This window comes from Mesorhizobium sp. CA7 (genome assembly GCF_020165015.1).
Classification (GTDB): domain Bacteria; phylum Pseudomonadota; class Alphaproteobacteria; order Rhizobiales; family Rhizobiaceae; genus Mesorhizobium.
The window spans coordinates 68,727-89,567 of the sequence record NZ_JAIUHH010000012.1 but is presented as its reverse complement, the minus strand read 5'-3'; the positions used below and the strand labels follow the sequence as shown (position 1 = coordinate 89,567).

The 20,841-nt window shown below is 64.4% G+C and carries 20 protein-coding genes and 1 pseudogene; 8 read left to right on the top strand and 13 right to left on the bottom strand.

Features of this window, described 5'->3' with window-relative positions:
- Positions 1 to 4: 4 nt before the first annotated feature.
- Positions 5 to 805 carry a class I SAM-dependent methyltransferase gene (locus LB552_RS20250; protein ID WP_224609732.1) on the bottom strand — a complete coding sequence of 267 codons (801 nt, stop codon included), beginning with the start codon at positions 803 to 805 and terminating at the stop codon, positions 5 to 7.
- A gap of 178 nt (positions 806 to 983) precedes the next feature.
- On the opposite strand from LB552_RS20250, the gene LB552_RS20245 reads away from it, so the two are divergent.
- Positions 984 to 2,387: an FAD-dependent oxidoreductase gene (locus LB552_RS20245; RefSeq protein ID WP_224609730.1), complete on the top strand. Its 1,404-nt coding sequence runs from the start codon at positions 984 to 986 to the stop codon at positions 2,385 to 2,387.
- A 30-nt stretch (positions 2,388 to 2,417) separates the two neighbouring features.
- Here the strand turns inward: LB552_RS20245 and LB552_RS20240 are convergent, their stop codons facing one another.
- The 5 genes and pseudogenes from LB552_RS20240 to LB552_RS20220 form a co-directional block, all read right to left on the bottom strand.
- Entirely contained in the window at positions 2,418 to 3,533 is a 1,116-nt protein-coding gene (locus LB552_RS20240; RefSeq protein ID WP_224609728.1) for an NAD(P)H-dependent flavin oxidoreductase, read from the bottom strand.
- Positions 3,534 to 3,596: 63 nt separating this feature from the next.
- Positions 3,597 to 3,781, bottom strand: a pseudogene (locus LB552_RS20235) (LacI family transcriptional regulator); the annotation flags it as partial.
- Between the two features lie 24 nt (positions 3,782 to 3,805).
- On the bottom strand, positions 3,806 to 4,342 hold the full coding sequence (locus tag LB552_RS20230) for a GNAT family N-acetyltransferase (protein WP_224609726.1): 537 nt from the start codon (positions 4,340 to 4,342) through the stop codon (positions 3,806 to 3,808).
- The gene (locus tag LB552_RS20225) at positions 4,342 to 4,647 is read right to left on the bottom strand and encodes a DUF1778 domain-containing protein (RefSeq protein WP_224609724.1); all 306 of its coding nucleotides are present in this window, start codon (positions 4,645 to 4,647) and stop codon (positions 4,342 to 4,344) included. The genes LB552_RS20230 and LB552_RS20225 overlap by 1 nt, the downstream gene beginning before the upstream one ends.
- A gap of 90 nt (positions 4,648 to 4,737) precedes the next feature.
- Entirely contained in the window at positions 4,738 to 5,844 is a 1,107-nt protein-coding gene (locus LB552_RS20220; protein ID WP_224609722.1) for a LacI family DNA-binding transcriptional regulator, read from the bottom strand.
- A gap of 611 nt (positions 5,845 to 6,455) precedes the next feature.
- Between LB552_RS20220 and LB552_RS20215 the strand changes: the two genes are divergently transcribed.
- From LB552_RS20215 to LB552_RS20185, 7 genes are all read left to right on the top strand, one after another.
- Positions 6,456 to 7,418 carry a sugar-binding protein gene (locus LB552_RS20215; protein ID WP_224609720.1) on the top strand — a complete coding sequence of 321 codons (963 nt, stop codon included), beginning with the start codon at positions 6,456 to 6,458 and terminating at the stop codon, positions 7,416 to 7,418.
- A gap of 120 nt (positions 7,419 to 7,538) precedes the next feature.
- Complete coding sequence (locus LB552_RS20210) at positions 7,539 to 9,104, top strand: sugar ABC transporter ATP-binding protein (RefSeq protein WP_224609718.1); 1,566 nt, start codon at positions 7,539 to 7,541, stop codon at positions 9,102 to 9,104.
- Entirely contained in the window at positions 9,101 to 10,096 is a 996-nt protein-coding gene (locus LB552_RS20205) for an ABC transporter permease (RefSeq protein ID WP_224609716.1), read from the top strand. The genes LB552_RS20210 and LB552_RS20205 overlap by 4 nt, the downstream gene beginning before the upstream one ends.
- Positions 10,097 to 10,288: 192 nt before the next feature.
- Entirely contained in the window at positions 10,289 to 11,131 is an 843-nt protein-coding gene (locus LB552_RS20200; RefSeq protein ID WP_224609714.1) for a transporter substrate-binding domain-containing protein, read from the top strand.
- An 86-nt stretch (positions 11,132 to 11,217) separates the two neighbouring features.
- Positions 11,218 to 11,964, top strand: coding sequence for an ABC transporter permease (locus LB552_RS20195; RefSeq protein ID WP_224609712.1), 747 nt, complete (start codon positions 11,218 to 11,220; stop codon positions 11,962 to 11,964).
- Between the two features lie 9 nt (positions 11,965 to 11,973).
- The gene (locus LB552_RS20190; RefSeq protein ID WP_224609710.1) at positions 11,974 to 12,705 is read left to right on the top strand and encodes an ABC transporter permease; all 732 of its coding nucleotides are present in this window, start codon (positions 11,974 to 11,976) and stop codon (positions 12,703 to 12,705) included.
- Entirely contained in the window at positions 12,705 to 13,520 is an 816-nt protein-coding gene (locus LB552_RS20185; protein ID WP_224609708.1) for an ABC transporter ATP-binding protein, read from the top strand. Before LB552_RS20190 ends, LB552_RS20185 begins: the two co-directional genes overlap by 1 nt.
- 201 nt (positions 13,521 to 13,721) lie before the next feature.
- Here LB552_RS20185 and phnN read toward each other — a convergent pair whose 3' ends face one another.
- The 7 genes from phnN to iolD all read right to left on the bottom strand — a co-directional run bounded on the left by phnN (position 13,722) and on the right by iolD (position 20,825).
- Positions 13,722 to 14,348: a phosphonate metabolism protein/1,5-bisphosphokinase (PRPP-forming) PhnN gene (gene phnN, locus LB552_RS20180; protein ID WP_224609706.1), complete on the bottom strand. Its 627-nt coding sequence runs from the start codon at positions 14,346 to 14,348 to the stop codon at positions 13,722 to 13,724.
- Positions 14,348 to 15,487: an alpha-D-ribose 1-methylphosphonate 5-triphosphate diphosphatase gene (locus LB552_RS20175; RefSeq protein ID WP_224609704.1), complete on the bottom strand. Its 1,140-nt coding sequence runs from the start codon at positions 15,485 to 15,487 to the stop codon at positions 14,348 to 14,350. The genes phnN and LB552_RS20175 overlap by 1 nt, the downstream gene beginning before the upstream one ends.
- Positions 15,488 to 15,609: 122 nt before the next feature.
- The gene (locus LB552_RS20170; RefSeq protein WP_224609702.1) at positions 15,610 to 16,317 is read right to left on the bottom strand and encodes a DUF1045 domain-containing protein; all 708 of its coding nucleotides are present in this window, start codon (positions 16,315 to 16,317) and stop codon (positions 15,610 to 15,612) included.
- Between the two features lie 246 nt (positions 16,318 to 16,563).
- Positions 16,564 to 17,376, bottom strand: a complete 813-nt coding sequence (iolB, locus tag LB552_RS20165; RefSeq protein WP_224609700.1) for a 5-deoxy-glucuronate isomerase — start codon at positions 17,374 to 17,376, stop codon at positions 16,564 to 16,566.
- A 377-nt stretch (positions 17,377 to 17,753) separates the two neighbouring features.
- Positions 17,754 to 17,966, bottom strand: coding sequence for a DUF3329 domain-containing protein (locus LB552_RS20160; protein ID WP_095768043.1), 213 nt, complete (start codon positions 17,964 to 17,966; stop codon positions 17,754 to 17,756).
- Between the two features lie 64 nt (positions 17,967 to 18,030).
- Complete coding sequence (gene iolE, locus LB552_RS20155; RefSeq protein WP_224525906.1) at positions 18,031 to 18,945, bottom strand: myo-inosose-2 dehydratase; 915 nt, start codon at positions 18,943 to 18,945, stop codon at positions 18,031 to 18,033.
- A gap of 35 nt (positions 18,946 to 18,980) precedes the next feature.
- Positions 18,981 to 20,825 carry a 3D-(3,5/4)-trihydroxycyclohexane-1,2-dione acylhydrolase (decyclizing) gene (iolD, locus tag LB552_RS20150; RefSeq protein WP_224609698.1) on the bottom strand — a complete coding sequence of 615 codons (1,845 nt, stop codon included), beginning with the start codon at positions 20,823 to 20,825 and terminating at the stop codon, positions 18,981 to 18,983.
- Between the last annotated feature and the right edge of the window lie 16 nt (positions 20,826 to 20,841).

Genomic DNA, 20,841 nt, shown 5'->3' with positions numbered 1-20,841 from the left:
TGTCTCAGGGAACGATGCCGCGGCAGGCCCAGGCGACATTGGCGAAGGATCGCGGGCCATCCGGCCGGCCGGCTTGATAGGCATCGCGGACGGCGGCCTCGACACGCTCCCGCTCGGCTGCATCCAATGTGGTCATGTATTTGCCGAGCGGGCCTTCGCCGGCGCCGATCGGCACCCAGAAGTCGTCGAAATTCGCGTAGTCCATGCGGATCATCAGCTCGGCCTCGGTGACATCGACGAGACCCTGCTCGACAAAGGTCCGCTTCATCTCGCCCGGCTGCATCATTGGCTGGAAGCAATAGCGGTTGCGCAGCTGACGCCCGCTTTCGCTGAGCGCCGCAACTGTGTCGATCATCATGCGCATGCCGGTCATGCCGCCGTAATGGTCCCAGACCACGGCCGCGACCACACCGCCCGGCCGCGTCACGCGGCGCATCTCGGCCACCGCCTTGCCGGCCTCCGGCACGAAGTGCAGCACCAGCAGCGCCAGCGCGCGGTCGAACGCATTGTCGGCGAACGGCAGTGCGGTGGCATCCGCCTGCTGGATGGTGACGCGCGGATCGGTGTTCCTCTCCTTCGCCGCCGCGACGAAGACCGGCGAGAAGTCGATGGCCTGGATATCGGTGAGATCGCCTGACTTCGCCAGCTCGAAGGTCAGGCTGCCGGTGCCGCAACCCACGTCGAGGACTTTTTCGCCGCCGGCCAGACCGGCGAAATCGATGAACTTGGGCGCGAGCCTGCGGCTCCAGCGCCCCATCAGTTGCTCATAGCCCGACGCCGCGTGAACGGTGAAGCTTGATGTCATCCCGCCCTCCCTTCGCTGGTTTCAGCCTAGACCTGCGCGGAAGCCATGCCAAGCAGCGGATCGTTCCATGATCGCACGCAAAGTTGGAGCGGGTGGGCGCCGACCGGCCCGGCGCGTTGCCGGGAACGTATACAGAAGCTAATATAGCGCCGGACCCTCGCGGATATTGGGGGACGGGGTGAGCAAGATCCTGATTTGCGGTGGAGGCGTAATCGGGTTGTGCACCGCGGCCATGCTTGGCCGCGATGGTCATGACGTGACGGTCCTCGAGGCTGATCCGGCGGACCGGCCTTCGAGTTCCAGTCAAGGATGGGACTGGGAGCGCCCCGGCGTTGCGCAGTTCAGGCAGCCTCACAACCTCAGCTCGCGTTTCCGGATGGTCGCCGATCAGGAGCTGCCGGGGCTGACGGATATTTTGCTGCGCGCCGGCTGCGTCTGGATGGACTTCTTCGACCCTCGATCGTTGCCCCCGACAATAACGGACAGGGCGCCCCGCCCGGGCGACGAAGCCATGCGCTTCGTCACTGGCCGGCGGCCGGTGATCGAATGGGCCACGGCCGAGATGGCGCAAGCTGCGCCCAATGTGACGGTCCGGCGGGGGATCAAGGTTCGCGAGCTGATCACGGGCGCCTCAGCCATTCCCGGCGTGCCGCATATTGCGGGCGTTCGCACCACGTCCGGCGAAGAGATTCGCGCCGACCTGGTGATCGATGCGATGGGGCGGCGAAGCCCTGCCTGCGAATGGATCGTTGCCGCCGGAGGCCGCAGTCCGAACGAGGAAGCCGAGGACAGCAATTTCGTCTATTTCACTCGCTATTTCACGGGCAAGCAGCGGCCGCGCCGAAAGGGCCGCCTGCTCACTCCGATGGGGCTGTTCTCGATTCTCACGCTGGATGGCGACAACGACACCTGGTCGGTCACCCTGTTCACCTCCGCGAGAAACAAGGCCATGCGCGCTTTGCGCGACACCGCCACCTTCCACCGTGTCGTAACGGCATGTCCGATGCAGGCCCATTGGCTTGACGGCGAGCCGATCACGCACGTCCTGCTGATGGCAGGCGTTCTCGACCGCTACCGGCGGTTTGTCGTCGACGGCCAGCCTGTCGTCACCGGGTTTGCGGCTGTGGCCGATGCCTGGGCCTGCACCAATCCGTCCGCCGGGCGGGGGTTGAGCGTCGGCCTTCTGCACGCGCAGGTGCTCAGGAATATCGCTCGCCGGCACATCGGCGACCCTGCTGAATTCTCGCGGGAATACGATGCCGAGACCGAGCGCCAGGTCAGCCCGTTCTATCGCAACCAGATCGCCGCCGACCGTGCCCGGATCGCGGAGATGAACGCCTTGGCCGACGGCCTTCCTGTTCCGCCGCCGAGTCCGGTCATGGCCCGGCTTTTCGCTGCCGCAAGCGAGGATGCCGACGTGTTTCGCGGCGTGATCGAGATCGCCATGTGCGTTTCGCTGCCGCAGAATGTCGTCGCCAGACCGCATGTCGCGGCAAAACTGGCCGAACTGGACGGTCGCCCTTTGCCGCCGAATCCCAACATCATCGATCGCGACCGTATGGCATCCCTGCTTGCCGGCTGATCTTTCGCAATCCAGTGTCGACAGGCGGGGTTAAAAGCTCATCGGGGACGTCGACGACGAAGACTTCGCTTTCGCAGGCGTCGTTTTGCCGGTCGAGAGAGCGTCGAACACTTCGGCCGTTTCGGCCACGAGCGTTCGCACCAGTTGCCCGGCCGGAAGCTCCCTGTTGAGCGCCGCCGCCTGCCCATAGAGATGGAAGGCGAAATCCTTGTCGCCGCCGAGCGGAGCGCTGAGCGCGACCATTTGCGGGAAGTCCGGAAGGGGCACCCTGCTCTCCTCCATTTCCAGGGCGTAGCGGGTGCGTCTCGCGCGCGCCGCGCGGCCGGTGAAGGCATCGGTGACCATCGTGTCCATGTCGGTCGCGGTGCGGATCAGGGCGCGGCGCGGTGCGTCCGTGCCGGCTTCGTCGCAGGACAGGAAGCCGGTGCCGATCTGCACGCCGCTGGCGCCAAGCGCGAAAGCGGCCGCTATGCCGCGGCCGTCGGCGATGCCTCCCGCGGCAATGACCGGGAGTTCGACGGCATCGACGACCTGGGGAACCAGCGCCATCGTTCCGACGCCGTCGCCAGGACCATTGGGAGCATGCGAACCGCGGTGACCTCCCGCCTCCCAGCCCTGGGCGATGACCGCGTCGGCTCCACCGTCGGCGAGCTTGCGCGCCTCGGCGACATTGGTCGCGGTGCCGATGATTGCGATTCCGGCTTGCTTCAGCCTGCCGACGGCAGCCGCATCCGGAATGCCGAAATGAAAGCTCACGACTGGCGGGCGGATCTCGAGCAGCAGTTCAAGCTTTTCTTCATCGAAACCCGGTCCGATCGGCGGAAGCCGCCGCGAGGGTTCGCCGAGCGACATCTCCTGGTAGTAGGGCCGCAACCTGTCGATGACCTGGGTCAGCACGGCATCGCCGGTGTCGGGTCTGGGAAAAACAAAGAAGTTGAGGTTGAAGGGACGCACGGTCAAGGCGCGCATCTGGCGCGCAACGTGGCGCAGGCCATCCGGCAGCATCGATGCGCATCCGAGCGACCCCAGCCCACCGGCATTGCTCACCGCGGCGGCGAGTTCCGGCGTCGCCGAGCCCGCCATCGGCGCCTGGATGATCGGATGCTCGATCTTGAAAAGATCGCATAAACGGCGGTTCGGCCACATGAGCGTTTTTCCTGTTGGGAAGGAACACACGCTCACTCATCATAAGCCGGTCTCGGGGCCGGGTCATCGGAATTGTGCGGGTACACTCCCCACGCTCTCCCGTTCCACCAGCGGGCACTCCAACTTGGTGATCGGATAGCGGCCGCGGCCAGGCGTCGGCGGCGTTTCGAGCTGCTCGCCCATTGGCCCATCGCCAGATGCGGCAAGGTCGTCAGCGGCGGGAAGTGATGGCGGGCGATCTCCTCATCATGCAATGGCCTGCACAACTCGCCTCAAGTTTTCGAGAACAGCGCCTGTATCGTCTCGATCGGCATCAGCATGACGCGCTCGCCCAGCGGAGACATAGTGAAGCCGTGACGCTGGTAGAAACCAACGGCGTCGTCGTCGATGGCGTGCGCCACCACGGCACGAACCCCGGCAATGTCCGAAACCGCGAGGCAACGCCGGAGCGCATCGGAAAGCAGGTCGCCCCCGAGGCCCATTCCCTGGAACGCCTGATCGATCGCCAGACGGCCTATCAGCAGCAAAGGAACCTGTTCAGGCATGCCCCGGCGTAGCTTGGCGCTTGGCAGCGCGACCCGTTCTTCCATCGCCGTGGAGATCGCGTGGTAACCGACGACACGATTTTTCGTGCCCGCGTCGCAGACGACATAGGTTCGGGCAGACAATCCCTCGCCGGCGAGGGCACGGTTTCGCAGCCAGTCATCAAGGGTGGGATGCCTGCCGTTGCGAAATTCTGCGACATCATGACTGATGGTCAGCCGTTCCGGAGCACGGACTCGCGGGCCTTGCGATTGCCCAGCGGGCATCAGCGCTCCCAGGCTGGCTTGCGCGTCATGCGGGCGCGAAGCTCTTGCGACGGCTTGTTCGGAGCATCAAGCAGATCAAGAAATTTCTCATGCGCGTCGGCATCGAGAAAGAAGGCACGCTGGTCGAGAATGGTCTCCTCAGCCTGCCTGCGCGCACTGTCCAGCATGAACTCCGACAGTTTTTGCCCGCGCAAGCTCGCGGCGCGGTTGAGAATGGCCTTCGTCTCGGCCGAAGCGCGGATCTGAATCACATCATTCTTGCGAACTGCGTTGTGATTGCCGCCAGCATGACTGGGCTGCGCCATCGAAATCCTCCTCTGTCAGGGTCAGATATCTAGCGATTGTAAGTACAATGTCAATACGTTCCAAGCCTTGAAGTGGCGATCTGGGACATCCTATCCCTTCACGCCTGTCACGCTCTCCCGTTCCACCAGCGGGCACTCCAGCTTGGTGATCGGATAGCGGCCGCGGCCGGGCGTCGGTGGCGTCTCCAGCTGCTCGATCGCCCATTGGCCCATCGCCAGATGCGGCAGGATGGAGGTCGTCAGCGGCGGGAACAGATGGCGGGCGATCTCCTCATCGTCATAGCCGACCACGGAGATGTCCTGCGGGATGTGCAGGCCCGCTTCCTTCAGCGCCTCGTAGCAGCCGATCGCGGTGCGGTCGTTCTGGCAGAAGATGGCGGTCGGTCGCTCCTTGAGCCCGAGCAGCTTGACCGTCGCGGCATAGCCGGCGCTGGCCGACCAGTCGCCCTCCACCACCAGTTCCGGGTCGAACGGGATGTCGGCGGTGGCTAGAGCGCGGCGATAGCCCTTGAGCCGATCCTGCGCGGCCTGCATCCACGGCTCGCCGGTTATGGTGGCGATGCGGCGATGGCCATGGCCGATCAGGTGTCTCGTCGCGCTCTGGCCGCCGGCGATCTCGGAGGGAACCACGGCCGGGAAGGCATAATCGGCGGTGTAGCAGTTGAGCAGGATGACCGGCATCTCGAGGCTGTAGAGGAAATCCGGCGCGGCGATCTCGCGAGTGAAGATGGTCATATAGATCAATGCCGTGATGCCGCGCCCCGTCAGCGCCTGGATGGCGCGCGGCTCCATCACCGCGTCGCCCATGGTCTGCGCCACCAGAAGCACGTTGCCGGCGTTCCACGAGGCCTGCCGCGCGCCCTCGATGGCGACCACCGCCTCGGGGCTGGTGGCGAGCTGGTCGACCGCGAAGCCGATGACGCCATCCAGGCCCTCGAAGGGCGTCACCGGCGGCCGCAGCGCGGAAAAGACCGGCGGCGAATAGCCCAGCGCCCTGGCCGCCTCGATCACCCGGTCGCGTGTCTGTTGCGACAGCCTGATGCCCGGCGAATTGTTGAGCACGAACGAGACCGTCGCCTGCGAGCAGCCGGCGGCGCGCGCGATGTCGGTCATGGTGACACGTCCTTTGGGCTTGGCGGTCGGCTTGCGGCGCCTGGAAGCCCCGGGAGGATCGCGCAGTTCCGTCGGTTCACTCATGGTCGGTTCCCAAACCCGGCCGGCTCCAAAGCAAAGGCCGATTGCAACGGCAAGATGGTCGGCACGCTCATTTGAAACACACTATTGATAATAAGTATTATCAAGCGCGACATGCAAATCGCCGGCCGCGCCGCGTCGCGACGAAATCAGTCCGATAAGGTCAGCAGCGCTGACAATTCCTAAGGGTTTCCGTGCGGTAGCAGGCTTTTCCGCACGTGCTCTCCTCACTCCCGGCGCATCTTTCGACCAGCGTCTCCTCCGCTTCGAAAGCACGCGCCTCAGCCCAAAACTAATACTCTTTACTAATAGCTGTAAGCGCTCTACTGTCAACTCGTCGTAACCGTCCGGGCTTCCGCTCGGTGCCGGCAAAGTGCAAAGGATGCTCGCTCGAAAGCCGGCGGGATCGCCGGTTTGGGCTCGTCTCCATCCTCACGAAAATGTCAGACAAATCGGACTATTTACGAATGCCACATGAGTGTCTAGTGTCTCGACCGCGGCCGGATCGGAACCGTTCTTAAGTCGGCGGACCTTTGCGCCGTACCCTTGAGGAGGAGGGTTATCCGCGCCGCAGCCGAGACATCAGCGAAGAGTTCTACAAGGGAGGTTGAACTATGAAATCCATGATACGCAACGCATCCGTCGCCGCGGCGGCCTTGGCATTAGGCCTGTCGGTAAGCGCCAGCGTGCGCGCCGACGACAAGCCGACGCTGGCCTTCGTCGTCAACGGTGCGTCAGACTTCTGGAAGGCGGCGGAAGCCGGCGTGAAGAAGGCGCAGGGCGAACTGCCCGACTACAATCTCGAGCTCAAATATCCGGAACAGTCTTCGGTCGCCATCCAGCAGCGGCTGATGGACGATCTGGTGACGGCAGGCGTCAAGGGCATCATGGTCTCGGCCGTCGATCCCAAGACCTCGACCGACGGATTGAACAAGATCGCGTCGGAAACCGCGCTGTTCACCACCGACTCGGATGCCCCGCAGACCAAGCGCGTCGCCTATATCGGCTCGTCCAATGTCGATGCCGGCAAGCAGGCGGCCGAGATCGCCAAGAAGGCGATGCCCAACGGCGGCAAGTGCCTGGGCTTCGTAGGCCTGCTCGGCGCCGACAACGCCAAGGAGCGCATCCAGGGCATGAAGGACGGGCTCGCCGGCAGCAAGATCGAGCTGGTCGACGTGCGCGGCGACGACATCGACCAGGCGCGTGCTAAGAAGAACGTCGAGGACGCGCTGGTCGCCAGCCCCGATATCACCTGCATGGTCGGCTTCTATTCCTACAACACGCCGCGCATCTATGAAGCGCTGCGCGACGCCGGCAAGCTCGGCCAGATCACCGTCGTCGGCTTCGATGACGATCCGATCACGCTGGGCGGCGTCAAGGAAGGCACCGTCGCCGCGACCGTGGTGCAGCAGCCGTTCGAATGGGCCTATCAGGGCATGAAGCTGATGGCTTCCTACCTCAAGGGCGACAAGTCGGGCATCCCGGCCAACAACCTGATCATCATCCCGACCAAGATCATCGGCAAGGATGATGTGGACGCCTACGCCGCCAACCTCAAGTCGATGCAGGGCAAGTAAGCTCAGCACAGTTGCGCCGGCTCAAGGTTCGCCTTGAGCCGGCGTTCGTATTGACGGACCCGCCAAGGCCCGTCAGTCTGTGGCCACCGGCTGTTGCCCCGTGCGGTAAACTATGGCGTGATGACCTCTACCGATTCCACTCAACCGACCACCGCTCCGTTCCTGAGCCTCGAGGCCGTGCGCAAGACCTATCCGGGCGTTGTGGCGCTGGACAGATTCTCGATGGAGGTCCGGCCCGGCGAGGTCATAGGCCTGGTCGGCGAAAACGGCGCCGGCAAATCGACGCTGATGAAGATCCTCGGCGGCGTGACGCGGCCGGACAGCGGCACCATCACCGTCGACGGCGCGGCGCATGACGCGCTGACCGTCGAGCATAGCATCGGCTCCGGCATCGCCTTCGTGCACCAGGAACTGAACCTCTTCGAAAATCTCGACGTCGCCGCCAACATCTTCTTCGGCCGCGAGCCGCTGCGTGCCGGGCCGCTGAGGCTGGTCGACCGCGCGAAACTGCGCGAGATGGTGGCGCCGCTGCTAAAGCGCGTCGGCGCCAATTTCTCGGCCGACGCGCCGGTGGCGTCGCTGTCGCTCGCGCAGCAGCAGATGGTCGAGATCGCCAAGGCGCTGTCGATCAAGGCGCGCCTTGTCATCCTCGACGAGCCGACTTCCAGCCTGCCGATGGCGGAAACCGAAAAGCTGCTCGACGTCATCAAGGGCCTGAAGGCGCAAGGCATCAGCGTCATCTTCATCTCGCACCGGCTGCATGAGATCGAGCGCGTCGCGGACCGCGTCGTAGTGCTGCGCGACGGCACGCTGGCCGGCACCCTTCCCAAGAGCCACATCAATCACGACGAGATGGTCAGGCTGATGATCGGCCGCATGCTGAAGGAGCGCGAGAAGGCCGGCGAGGCCGCCCGCGCGCCGGGTAGCGTGGCCCTGTCGGCGGATGCGATCCGCACCAGCACCTATCCGGACCGGCCGGTCAGTCTGGAGTTGAAACGCGGCGAGATCCTCGGCCTGGCGGGCCTGGTCGGCTCCGGCCGCACGGAGCTGGCGCGCGTGCTGTTCGGCATCGAAGAGCGGTTGGCCGGCAGCGTCACGCTCGACGGCAAGCCGCTGAATGTGACATCGGCGGCGGATGCGGTGGCGAATGGCATCTTCCTTGTGCCGGAGGACCGCAAGCTCACCGGCATACTGCTGGACCTGTCGATCGCGCAGAACATTTCATTGCCCAACCTGCCGGCCCATGCCAGGCGCTCGCTGGTCTCGGTCGGCGCCGAGCTCGCGACGGCCGAAAAGCAGAAGAAGAACCTCGGCATAAAGGCGCCGTCGGTGCTCACCCGCACCGGCACGCTGTCGGGCGGCAACCAGCAGAAGGTGGTCCTGGCCAAATGGCTGGCGATGAACCCCAAGGTGATGATCCTGGACGAGCCGACGCGCGGTATCGACATCGGCGCCAAGGCGGAGATCTACGGGCTGATGCGGGCGCTCGCCGATGCCGGCGTCGCCGTGCTGATGATTTCCAGCGACATGGAAGAAGTGATCGGCGTGTCGGACCGCATCGCGGTCATGCATGAGGGGCAGATCTCCGGCATCCTCGATAAGGACGATTTCAGCCAGGAGAACGTGCTCTTGCTGGCGGTCGGCAAGAAGCCGAAACTGCTGCAGGCGGCGGGAGGAGCGCAATGAGCAAGAAAGATCTCGGCCTGCTGATCCTGATCCTGGTGGTCGGCGCGGTGGTGACGGCCATCAACCCGCGCTTCCTGTCGGCGATCAATCTCGCCAACACTTCCAACCTGGTCGCTCTGTTCGGCATCCTGTCGATCGGCCAGGCCTTCGTCATCATCACCGGCGGCATCGAATTGTCGGTCGGCTCGGTGATCGCCCTGCTCGGCACGCTGTTCATCGACTTCATCGCGGTGCGCGAGGTGAGCTGGCCGCTGGCCTTCGTGCTGATCCTCGCGCTCGGCGCTGTCATCGGCTTCGTGCATGGCTGGCTGATCACGCGGCTCAAACTGCAGCCTTTCGTGGTGACGCTGTGCGGCCTGCTCATCTATCGCGGCGTGGCGCGCTTCTATACCGCCGACGGCACGGCCGGCTTCGCCTTCGGGCAGAACTTCCCGACGCTCGAGTTCCTGACCGCGGGCCGCTCCTACGGCCTGCCGAACAGCTTCATCGCGCTGATCGTCATCGCCATCGTGATGTGGGTGGTGCTGCACCGCTCGGTCTTCGGCCGCTATCTCTATGCGATCGGCAAGAACGAGGAAGCGGCGAAATATTCCGGCATCCGCACGGGCCGGGTGATCATCGCCGCCTATGTCATCTGCGGCGTGCTGACGGCGCTGTCGGCGATCTATTTCGCCATGTACACGCGCTCGATCTCGCCGGCGAGTCACGGCCAGTTCTATGAGCTTTATGCCATTGCGGCGGCGGTGCTGGGCGGCTTCTCGCTGCGCGGCGGCGAAGGGTCGCTCGTCGGTGCTGTCCTCGGCACCGTGCTGCTGCAGGAGTTGCAGAACCTCGTCAACCTGCTCGGCATTCCTTCCTCGCTCAACTTCGCGGTGATGGGCGGCGTGATCCTGATCGGCGTGCTGGTCGACCAGCAATGGGGCGTCTTCCGCGCCCGGCGCCGGATGCTGGAGGCGTCGCGCAGGGGCATCGCCGGCGCGCCGGCGGAGTAGTCTCGCTCTTCCGTCCACATCGGACCGGGTTCCGATTGGATCGATGCTCGCGGTGAAGCCGCGGGCAGGGCCGGATTCGTGGGCGGATTGCAACAACGCGTGAACCGGAAAACAGCCCTTGTCGCAGAATCGGGGCTGGGCTAAGCAAATGGTATCTGAGGGATCCAAGAACAAAATATGGGAGAAATTACCGTGACATCATCACGTTGGATCGCGTTCGCCGCGCTGGCGTTGACCTGCTCGACCCCGGCTATGGCCAAGGACTGGAAGACCGTGACAGTCGCGATGGAGGGCTCCTACGCCCCGTGGAACCAGACCGACGCCAGCGGCAAGATCGTCGGCTTCGAGGTAGACATCCTGAACGACGTCTGCGCCCGCGCGAAGCTGGAATGCAGCATCGTCGCGCAGGATTGGGATGGCGTCATTCCCGGTCTCACGGCCGGCAAGTTCGACATCGTCATGGACGGCATGTCGATCACCGAAGAGCGCATGAAGACCATCGACTTCTCGATCCCCTATGCCTCTTCGCCGGTGGCTTTCCTGGCCGACAAGAACGGCCCGCTGGCGCAGATGTCCAACACCGGCAAGATGATCGATCTCTCGAAGGACGACGCCGAATCCAAGGCGGCGCTCGACACGCTGCGCAAGGAGCTCACCGGAAAGAATGTCGGCCTGCAGGTCTCGACCACGGAGGCGACATTCGCCGACAAATATCTCAAGGATGTCGCCAACGTCCATGAATACAAGACCACCGACGAGCACGACCTCGACCTGATGGCGGGCCGCATCGACGTCGCCTTCGCCGACACCACCTATTTCCTCGGCACGCTGGCCAAGCCCGATGCGAAAGACCTGGAATTCGTCGGCCCACAATTCAAGGGTGGCCCGATCCTCGGACCGGGCATCGGCGCCGCTTTCCGCAAGACCGACAAGGACCTGCAGGACATCTACAACAAGGCGCTCAAGGCCGCGCTCGATGACGGTTCGGTGGCGAAATATTCCATGCAATGGTTCAAGATCGACATTACCAAGTAATGTCGCAACGGGAGCAGCCAAGGCTGCTCCCGTTTTGCATTGAGCATATACGTCGATGCCTATCTCGGCGCCCGCAGGAGCCGTAAGTGGAGTTTCTCAACGATCTCAAGGATCAGGTTTCGACGGCCTATGAGCTGTTGGCCGCCGGCTGGGGCGTGCAACTGCTCTGGGGCATCGCCTGGACGCTCGCCGTCACCGTCGTCTCGATGCTGATTGGTGCCGTGCTCGGCTCGCTGGTGGCGGCGGCCAAGCTTTCGCATCGCGGCGGATTGAGGTTCATCGGCGAGAGCTACACCACCGTCTTCCGCGGCGAACCGGAACTCCTGATCATCTACCTGTTCTACTATGGCGGCACCCAGATCCTGACCGGCGTGGCGCGCTCGACCGGATCGATCGGCTCGGCCGATATTTTGAACATGCCGAGTTTCCTTGGCGGCGTTCTCGCGGTCGGCATCATTTCCGGCGCCTATCAGGCCGAGGTTTTTCGCGGCTCGTTCCTGGCGATCCATCGCGGCGAGCTGGAAGCGGCGCGTGCCTACGGCATGTCGGCCTGGCTGCGTTTTCGCCTCGTGATCATGCCGCAGGTCCTGCGTCTCGCGGTGCCGGGGCTGGGCAATGTCTGGCAATTGACCATCAAGGACTCGGCGCTGATCTCGGTCACCGGCGTCGCCGAGCTGATGCTGACGGCCAACAAGGCGGCGCGCTCGACGCATCATTCGCTGCTTTTCTACACGCTCGCCGGCATCCTCTATCTGGCGATGACCTCGATCTCGACGCCGATCTTCGACAAAGCCGAGCGTTACACCTCCCGAAGCTTCACACGGCCGAAATAAGAGGTGGCGGTGGATTTCGACTTCTACCTTTCAACCATGTGGAGCGTGCTGAAGGCGCTGCCGCTGACGCTCGAGATCTGGTTCTTCGGCATCGCCTTCGGGCTCATCATCGCCACCGGCCTGACCTGGCTGCGGGCTTCCGGCTACAAATCGGGCGAGTATTTCACCCGCGCCTACGTCTTCGTCTTCCGCGGCTCGCCGCTGCTGGTGCAGCTTTATCTAGTCTATTTCGGGCTCTCCCAGTTCGACTTCGTGCGCCACAGCCCGATCCTGTGGCCGATCCTGCGCGATCCGATGTACTGCACCATCGTCGCGATGGCCTTGAATACCGCGGCTTATGAGAGCGAGATTTTCCGCGGCGCGCTACGCGCGGTGCCTGTCGGCCAGATCGAGGCGGCCAAGGCGTTCGGCATGTCGGCCTTCACCCGCTTCCGCCTCGTCACGCTGCCGATCGCGCTGCGGCTTGCGTTGCCGGCCTATTCGACCGAAATCATCCTCATGACCAAGGCAACCGCGCTGGCGTCCGTGGTCACCATCATGGAGATGATGGGAACGGCGCAGAAGATCCAGCATGACACGTTCCGGCCGATCGAGGTGCTGACCTGCGCCGGCGTGATCTACCTGCTGCTCAACCTGTCGATCGCCCGGCTGTTCGCCTGGGTCGAGCACCGGCTTTCGCCGCATCTGCGTGCCCCGCCCGAGCAGGGCCAGCAAGTCAAACCCGTACCGGAGGTGTTGTGATGTCGGCAAATGTCGCCGCTGCCGCGAGAGCCGCGCCGTCCTCCGACGAGACGCCCGCCATCAGCGTCAAGAATCTGCGCAAGTGCTTCGGCGATCATGAGGTGCTCAAGGGCATTTCGCTTGAGGCCCACAAGGGCGATGTGATTTCCATCCTCGGCTCCTCGGGCTCCGGCAAGAGCACGATGCTGCGCTGTATCAATCTCCTGGAGACCCCGGATTCCGGCGAAGTGCGGGTCGACGGCGAGCTCATCAAAATGAAGCGGGGTCGCGACGGCCGCCAGATGCCCGCCGACATCCGCCAGGTGGAGCGGATCCGCGCCAATCTCGCCATGGTGTTCCAGAGCTTCAACCTCTGGTCGCACATGACCGTGCTGGAAAACCTCGTCGCCGCGCCGACGCATGTGCTGAAGCGGCCGCGCGCGGAGTGCCTGGAGCAGGCCGAGGCATTGCTGAAGCGCGTCGGCATATGGGAGCGCCGCAACTACTATCCGCCGCATATGTCGGGCGGCCAGCAGCAGCGCGCGGCAATAGCCCGCGCTCTGGCGATGAATCCGAAGGTGATGCTGTTCGACGAGCCGACATCGGCGCTCGATCCGGAACTGGTCGGCGAGGTGCTGCGCGTCATGCGCTCGCTGGCAGAAGAAGGGCGCACCATGCTGGTCGTCACGCATGAGATGGGTTTTGCCCGCGACGTGTCGAGCAAGGTGATGTTCCTGCACAAGGGCGAGGTGGATTCGGCCGGCGAACCGAAGGAGATGTTCGCCAGGCCGCCGACGCCGCAGTTCAAGCAGTTCATCGCCAACTTCAATAAGTGAAGCGCTGCGCCCCCTTCTCCCCTTGTGGGAGAAGGGGGCCGCGAAGCGGCCGGATGAGGGGTGCTGGACGGAGCGAGGCGCTGAAGAATAGGATGCGCACAGCGCTCATTTCGTCATCGCAGCGATCCTTCCAACACCCCTCATCCGTCTCGGCGCTGCGCGCCGATCCACCTTCTCCCACAAGGGGAGAAGGAGAAGGTCTTAGATCATGTCCGACAGATCCGAGAACGCCATCGCCTTGCGCAGCACCTCGGCGAAGCGTTCGCCGGCGATTTCCTTGTCGCCGCTGTTGTCGATCGAGGTCACGTCCGGTCCCGTCAGCTTGACGCTGGTGCTGCGCGCCAGGCGGGCTAGCACTTCGCCGCGCGATTCACGGCCGCGCGCCGCCAGCCGCTCGGCGAGGATTTCCGGCGTGGCGGTGATCTCGACCACGGCCAGATTGGCGTAGCGCTCGCGCAGCGCCGGGATGACCGCGCGGGAGACATTCGCCACGGCTACATGACCATTGGCCACGGCCCAATCGACATCGGCCGGCAGGCCATAGCGCAGGCCATGCGCGTCCCAGCACAGCGAGAAGGCGCCGTCGGCCTCCGCCTCGGCAAAGGCGGCATCGGCCAGCGTATCGTGGTCCTCGCTTGCCGTGTCGCTCGGCCGGGTGATGACGCGGCGCACGAATTCCAGCCGCGTCGCGCCGGCAAAGCGCGCCTTGGCGTAGCCGATCACCGTGTCCTTGCCGGCGCCGCTCGGCCCCACCACCGCGACGAAGACGCCGTTGCGGATCGGCAGGCTGTCGGCCAGCTCGCGCTCGATGAGAGCTGAGACCATCATCATGCTACCCGGCCGCCCTGACGCCAAACGGTACGCACGACCGGCACATGGTCGTCGACGCGCACCCGCACCAGGTCGGCACGGCGGCCGGGCTCGATGACGCCGCGGTCGGCGAGGCCGATCGCTTCGGCCGGGTTCTTCGAGACCATCGCGACCGCCTGCGGCAGCGAGATGCCGTCGACGACATCGCCGAGGAAGAAGGCCGACTGGATCAGGCTGAAGGGGATGTAGTCGGATGACAGGATGTCGAGCAGGCCGTCGGCGGCAAGCGTGCGCGCCGAGACATTGCCGGAATGCGAGGCGCCGCGCATGACGTTTGGCGCGCCCATCAGCACGCCGAGGCCTGCGGCTTTCGAGGCCTTGGCCGCCTCTTGCGTCGTCGGGAACTCGGCGACGCGCACGCCCTGCTCGATCGCTTCGTCGACATGGCCGGCGGTCGCGTCGTCATGGCTCGCCAGCACGATGCCGCGCTCCTGGCAGGCGGCCGAGATGAAGACCCGGTTCGGACCGGAATTGCGGGCCGATTCGGCCATCCGCTTCTCGCAGAATTTCTGGAAGTCGCGGTCCGTCAGCTTCAGTTTGCGCTGGTAGTAGTAGGCATAGGTCTCGAGGTTGACGAACTGGCGCTGTCCGGGCGCGTGATCCATCAGCGAGGCGAGCTTAACCCGCTCGTCGGTCTCGAAATTGGCGAAAGCCTCGAGGCAGTCCGGCGCCGAGACCTCGCAGCGCAGGTGGATGAAATGGTCGGCCCTGAGCCGATCCTGGCGCACGCTGTCCTCGATCGCGTCGGCTAGCTTGCGAACATCGTCGGATTTCAGGTCGGCATCCTCGTCCATGCCGACGCGCAAGGCGTCGAGCACCGTCGTGATACCGGCGGTGGCGACCTGGGCGTCATGGGCAAGCACGGCGGCGATCGGGTTCCAGCGCACTTTCGGACGCGGCGCGTAATGGCCCTCGAGGTGATCGGTGTGCAGCTCGACAAGGCCCGGGATGATGTAGTCGCCGCCCATATCCTCGCCGGCGCGGACGGCACCCGGCTCGACGGCGGCAATCAGGCCATCGCGCAACAACAGCGAGCCCTCGACGATTTCATCGGGCAGCACGATGCGGGCATTGGTGAGAACGGTTTCGGCGGTCATCTCGGGCGGTCCTATCTCAAGCAGTCGTTTCAGAGCAATTCCAGGAAAAGTGCTTTGCGGTTTTCCGTCCGAAATTGCGTAAACAAAAAGATGGGGCGGTTCAGCGTTTCCGCTGATCCGCCCTATGCGGTCTTGCGGGCAGGCCTGCGGCCAAGCGCATGATGGGAAAGCACCATGAACGGGGCGCCGGGCTCGCTTTCGACGAACAATGTCAGCGCATCCACCGGCACCGGCTGCCGCAGCACATCGGCGAACAGGCCGTCGATCGCTGCACGAAGACGTGGGCTTTCCTGTGGCCCGACCCGCCCCGACAGCGTCATGTGGAAGCGGAACGTGTCGAAGACGTAAGGATAACCCCATTGGCAGAGGTTGCGGAACTCGTCCGGCTTCAGCGCATCGGGACTGCGGCGCTCGATCTCGGCCTCCGTCAGCGGCGCGCGGAACGGATCGAAGGCGCGCACCACCTCGCCGGCGAAATCGTTGAGTGGCGCAAACTGCGTTTCCGGCACCAGCGCGAAAAAGCCGTCGATCTGGCCGACGACGAGACGCGGGATGATCACAGGCGGCGTCGCCTCGGCGAAAGCGTCGAGCGCGGCGCGCAGCGAAGCTTCCGTCTCGTTCGGCGCCAGCCGGAACGGGGCTTTCAGCGTCGCATGGAATCCGTAGCGCCGGGCAGAGGCAGTATGGAAAGCGACTTCCGCGGCCGAAAGATCGCCCACGGCCTCGACCGGCCGCGTCGCCGCGCCGAACGGGTCGCGGCCCAGCCAGTTGGCGGCAATGCGCGCCAGCTTCTCGTCCTGCCCCGGGGTGTAGTAGATCGCGTAGCGCATGGGCGTTCCTCGTCAAGCGCGCTGCGCGCCCCAAAGGAATATGCGACGCGCTTCAAGTCATTGTCTTGGCAAGTCGTGGCCCAAACGCCGGAGCGCTTGCGGCGACATGCACCGGAACCGCTGCCATAGGTGATTTCCATGACGGATTGACGAAGCTTTCATGGGTTTTCGAAGGCAAGTCCAGCACAGAGCTCGTTAGCCGACGATTTTTCAGGGGCTGGACCAACGGCTTTGGCGGCGTGCCGATCAGGCCTTCATCAGCCATTCATGCTCGGGCGCGTTGTGGAATTTCCACGTCCGCTTCGGTCCGGCCATGACGTTGAGGTAATAAAGATCGTAGCCGTGGCACGCGGCGCAAGGGTGATAGCCCTTGGGCACCAGCACGACATCGCCGTCCTCGATCGCCATCGCTTCGTCCAGCTCGCGCACGCCGTTGCGGTCGGCATCGGTGTAGACGCGCTGGAAGGCAAAGCCCTGCGGCGGGTTGAGGCGGTGATAATAGGTCTCCTCGAGATAGGATTCGGCCGGCAGATTGTCCTGGTCGTGCTTGTGCGGCGGGTAGCTCGACGTGTGGCCGCCGGGCGTAATCACCTCGACCACCAGCAGCGAATCAGCCGGCTTGCCCTCGGGCAGGATGTTGGTGACGTAGCGCGTGTTGGTGCCCTTGCCGCGCACCTCCTGGCCGAGATCGTCAGGTCCGATGACGCGCACCGGCAGGCCGCCGCTTAAGCCGGGCGCCGAGCAGACGGCGAGTTCCAGCTCGGTACCGGCGGTCACCGACCAGTCGGCGCCTTGCGGCACATAGACCGACCACGGCTTGCCTTCGAAGGGCGACATGCGCTCGCCGAGCAGGCCGAGATCCTTGCCGCCGGCCGATGCCTTGCCCTTGCCGGTGACGAACACCAGGCAGACCTCGCGCTCGCCGGTTTTGCCGGACACCGTCTCGCCCGGACGAAGCCGATGCAGGTCGAAACCGACATAGGTCCAGCCGGCGCTTTGCGGCGTGACGTGAGCGACATGGCCGTGGCCCTTGTCGGCCTTGACGAGCAGTTTCGACATTTTTGTCTCTCCTATTCCGTTGGCCTTCGTTGGTTGCGGATCAAAGATCTTGCCGGCTGACAGAACCAGCACAACCTTCGAGATTGGCCGAGGCCTCCAAACTTCGTCATTCTAGGGCGAAGCAGGAGCGCAGCTCCGTCGCGGAGACCCTAGAATCCATGCCGTTACCTCAATCGAAGGGCGCTGCGGAGCAGAATTCTGTACCGCAGCGGCTGCTTCGAAGTCACGGAATGGATCCTAGGGTCTGCGCTACGTCGCTGCGCTCCTTGCTCCGCCCTAGGATGACGAAGCGAGGGGCGTTTCGGCTAATCGCCAACGCATGCGATCCGCCATGCACGCAGTATCCGATCCGTAGACGCTTCTGAGCCATGGATTAGTCACTCCTTCGGTCCGGGTTCGGCCTTGTTCTCCTCAATCGGCTTATAGAGGTAGAAAAACTGCCACACGGCATAGCCGGCGAAGCCCAGCGCAATGACGCCCCAGAACGGCGTGCCGGACGCGAATTCGATCACCGACCAGACTAGGCAGACCGCGACGACCGCGATACGGCGCCACAGCGGCCGGAAGAAGGGATGCTCATAGTCTTTCATCGCGCCAATCCAGGATTTGCCCAAAGCACAACGGATAAACCGGGCGCCCCGACTAATCCACTGCTCAGGCCGGAAAACCCTGCGTCTCGACCGTATAGCCGGCGGCCGTCATCACCCGCATAAGTTCCTTGTGGCCGACCTGGGCCATCTTGAGCGGCGGGTTCTTCTTCGGATCCTGCTCGGCCTCGACCACGAACCAGCCTTCATAGCCATGATCGGCGAAACGCTGGACAATCGCCCCGAAGTCGAGTGAGCCGTCGCCCGGCACCGTGAAGGCGCCGAGCGCCACGGCGTCGAGGAAGGACTGTTTCGTGCGGTCGAGCCTGTCGATCACGCCCATGCGAACATCCTTCACATGGACGTGGTTGATGCGCTTGTGGTGATTGTCAATGGCGCGCAGCACGTCGCCGCCGGCAAAGGCGAGATGGCCGGCATCGAGCAGCAGCGGAATGCCTTCGCCGGAGTTGCGCATGAAGGCGTCGAGCTCCGGCTCGGTCTCGACCACCGCCGCCATGTGGTGATGGTAGGAGAGCGGCATGCCTTGCTCAGCGCACCACTCGCCGAACTCGGTGACGCGCCGGCCGTAAGCCTTCATCTCGTCGGCGGAAAGTTTCGGCTTGGTGGCCAGAGGCTTGGAGCGGTCGCCCTGGATGGACCGGCCGACCTCGCCATAGACGATGCAGGGCGCATCGACCGCCTTGAACAGGTCGATCATCGGCTGGATGCGGTCCTTGTTCCGGGAGATGTCCTCGTTGACAAGCGTGCCTGAGAACCAGCCGCCGCAAAGCGTGACGTCGGCCTCCTTCAGGATCGGCAGCATCACCTTCGGATCATTGGGGAAGCGGCGGCCCATCTCCATACCGGTGAAGCCGGCCGAGCGCGACTGGCGCAAACATTCCTCCAGCGACACATCATCGCTCAACTCCACGAGATCGTCATTCCACCATGCGATGGGGGACATGCCCAGTTTGGCTTTCAAGTCGTCACTCCAATGTCGGTTCGTTGCGAGCCGGTTCAGCCCTGACGGCTGCCCACGGCTTCCTCGTATTTCTTGCGCGCGGCATTGACTTCGCGTCGCGACGAGACTTCCGGCACGGCGACATCCCACCAATGGCCGCCCGCCTCGGTCGAGACCAGCGGGTCGGTGTCGATGACCAGCACCGTCGTCTTGTCGTTCTTCTTCGCCTTGGCCAGTGCCGTCTCCAGCTCGGCGATCGACGCTACCTTCTCGGCCACGGCACCTAAGCTTGCCGCGTGCGCGGCGAAGTCGACGTCAGGCATCACCTCGTGGCGGGCGTCCTTCAAGAGGTTGTTGAAGTTGGCGCCGCCGGTCGCCATCTGCAGCCGGTTGATGCAGCCATAGCCGCGATTGTCGAGCAAAACGATGGTGAGCTTCAGGCCAAGCATCACCGAAGTGGCGATCTCGGAATTGAGCATCAGATAGGAGCCGTCGCCGACCATGACGACCACCTCCTGGTCGGGCTTCGCCATCTTGACGCCGAGCCCGCCGGCGATCTCGTAGCCCATGGTCGAGAAGCCGTATTCGGCATGGTAGGAGCCCGGCGCGCCGGCCTGCCAGAGCTTGTGCAATTCGCCGGGCAGACCGCCCGCGGCATGCAGCAGCGTGACGCCCGAGCCCATGGCGCGCTGCACGGCGCCGATCACTTGCGCATCGGACGGATAGGCGGCGTTGGTCGAGGCCGTCACCTTGGCGGCGGCGGCCTGCCACTCCGTCTTGCCCTTCAATGCATTGTCGGTCCACGCGGCCGGCGCCTTCCAGCCCTTCAGCGCGGCGGACAGCTCGGCAAGCCCTTCGGCCGCGTCGGCGACCAGCGGCAGCGCCCAATGCTTGCCGGCGTCGAAGACCTGGGTATTGAGGCCAATAATGGTGCGGCCGGCATTCTTGAACAGCGCCCAGGAGCCGGTGGTGAAATCCTGCAGTCTGGTGCCGACCGCTAGCACGACATCGGCCTCTTCCGCCAGCCGGTTGGCGGCCGACGTGCCGGTGACGCCGACCGCCGCCATGTTGAGCGGATGGTCGTCGGGCAACGAGGATTTGCCGCCCTGGGTCTCACAGACCGGAATTCCGGCGCCCTGCACCAGCTTGGCGAGCTCGTCCGAAGCCTGCGAATACAGCACCCCGCCGCCCGCGATCACCAGCGGCTTCTCGGCGCCCTTCAGCGCCGCGACGGCTGCCGCCAGCTCGTTGCGGTCCGGGCGGAGCCGGCGCGGTGTCCAGACGCGCTCGGCGAACAGGCTTTCGGGATAATCATAGGCTTCGGCCTGCACGTCCTGGCAGAGCGAAAGCGTCACCGGGCCGCATTCGGCCGGATCGGTCAGCACCTGCATGGCGCGATTCAGTGCCGGGATGATCTGCTCCGGCCGCGTGATGCGGTCGAAATAGCGCGATACCGGGCGGAAGCAGTCATTGACGGTAGCGGTGCCGTCGGAGAAATCCTCGGCCTGCTGCAGCACCGGGTCGGGCAGGCGGTTGGCGAAGACATCGCCCGGCAAAAACAGGACGGGCAACCGGTTTACATGCGCGAGCGCGGCCGCCGTCACCATGTTGAGCGCGCCGGGACCGATCGAGCTGGTCGCGGCCATGAAGCGGCGGCGGAAATTCGCCTTGCCATAGGCGATCGCTGCGTGAGCCATCGCCTGCTCGTTATGGGCGCGGAAGGTCGGCAGCTCGTCGCGGACCTGGTAGAGCGCCTCGCCGATGCCGGCGACATTGCCATGGCCGAAGATGGCCCAGACGCCGCCGAAGATCGGCACCTTCTTCCCGTCGATCTCGGTCATTTGCCGGCTGAGGAAGCGGGTCAGCGCCTGCGCCATCGTCAGGCGGATTGTCTTGCTCATGGTGTCTCCTCCGCAG

Coding starts and splice junctions, on each gene's coding strand:
- LB552_RS20250 (WP_224609732.1), bottom strand. CDS start 805: ATGACATCAAGCTTCACCGTTCACGCGGCGTCGGGCTATGAGCAACTG.
- LB552_RS20240 (WP_224609728.1), bottom strand. CDS start 3,533: ATGTGGCCGAACCGCCGTTTATGCGATCTTTTCAAGATCGAGCATCCG.
- LB552_RS20230 (WP_224609726.1), bottom strand. CDS start 4,342: ATGCCCGCTGGGCAATCGCAAGGCCCGCGAGTCCGTGCTCCGGAACGG.
- LB552_RS20225 (WP_224609724.1), bottom strand. CDS start 4,647: ATGGCGCAGCCCAGTCATGCTGGCGGCAATCACAACGCAGTTCGCAAG.
- LB552_RS20220 (WP_224609722.1), bottom strand. CDS start 5,844: ATGAGTGAACCGACGGAACTGCGCGATCCTCCCGGGGCTTCCAGGCGC.
- LB552_RS20215 (WP_224609720.1), top strand. CDS start 6,456: ATGAAATCCATGATACGCAACGCATCCGTCGCCGCGGCGGCCTTGGCA.
- LB552_RS20210 (WP_224609718.1), top strand. CDS start 7,539: ATGACCTCTACCGATTCCACTCAACCGACCACCGCTCCGTTCCTGAGC.
- LB552_RS20205 (WP_224609716.1), top strand. CDS start 9,101: ATGAGCAAGAAAGATCTCGGCCTGCTGATCCTGATCCTGGTGGTCGGC.
- LB552_RS20185 (WP_224609708.1), top strand. CDS start 12,705: ATGTCGGCAAATGTCGCCGCTGCCGCGAGAGCCGCGCCGTCCTCCGAC.
- phnN (WP_224609706.1), bottom strand. CDS start 14,348: ATGATGGTCTCAGCTCTCATCGAGCGCGAGCTGGCCGACAGCCTGCCG.
- LB552_RS20175 (WP_224609704.1), bottom strand. CDS start 15,487: ATGACCGCCGAAACCGTTCTCACCAATGCCCGCATCGTGCTGCCCGAT.
- LB552_RS20170 (WP_224609702.1), bottom strand. CDS start 16,317: ATGCGCTACGCGATCTACTACACCCCGGGGCAGGACGAGAAGCTGGCG.
- iolB (WP_224609700.1), bottom strand. CDS start 17,376: ATGTCGAAACTGCTCGTCAAGGCCGACAAGGGCCACGGCCATGTCGCT.
- LB552_RS20160 (WP_095768043.1), bottom strand. CDS start 17,966: ATGAAAGACTATGAGCATCCCTTCTTCCGGCCGCTGTGGCGCCGTATC.
- iolD (WP_224609698.1), bottom strand. CDS start 20,825: ATGAGCAAGACAATCCGCCTGACGATGGCGCAGGCGCTGACCCGCTTC.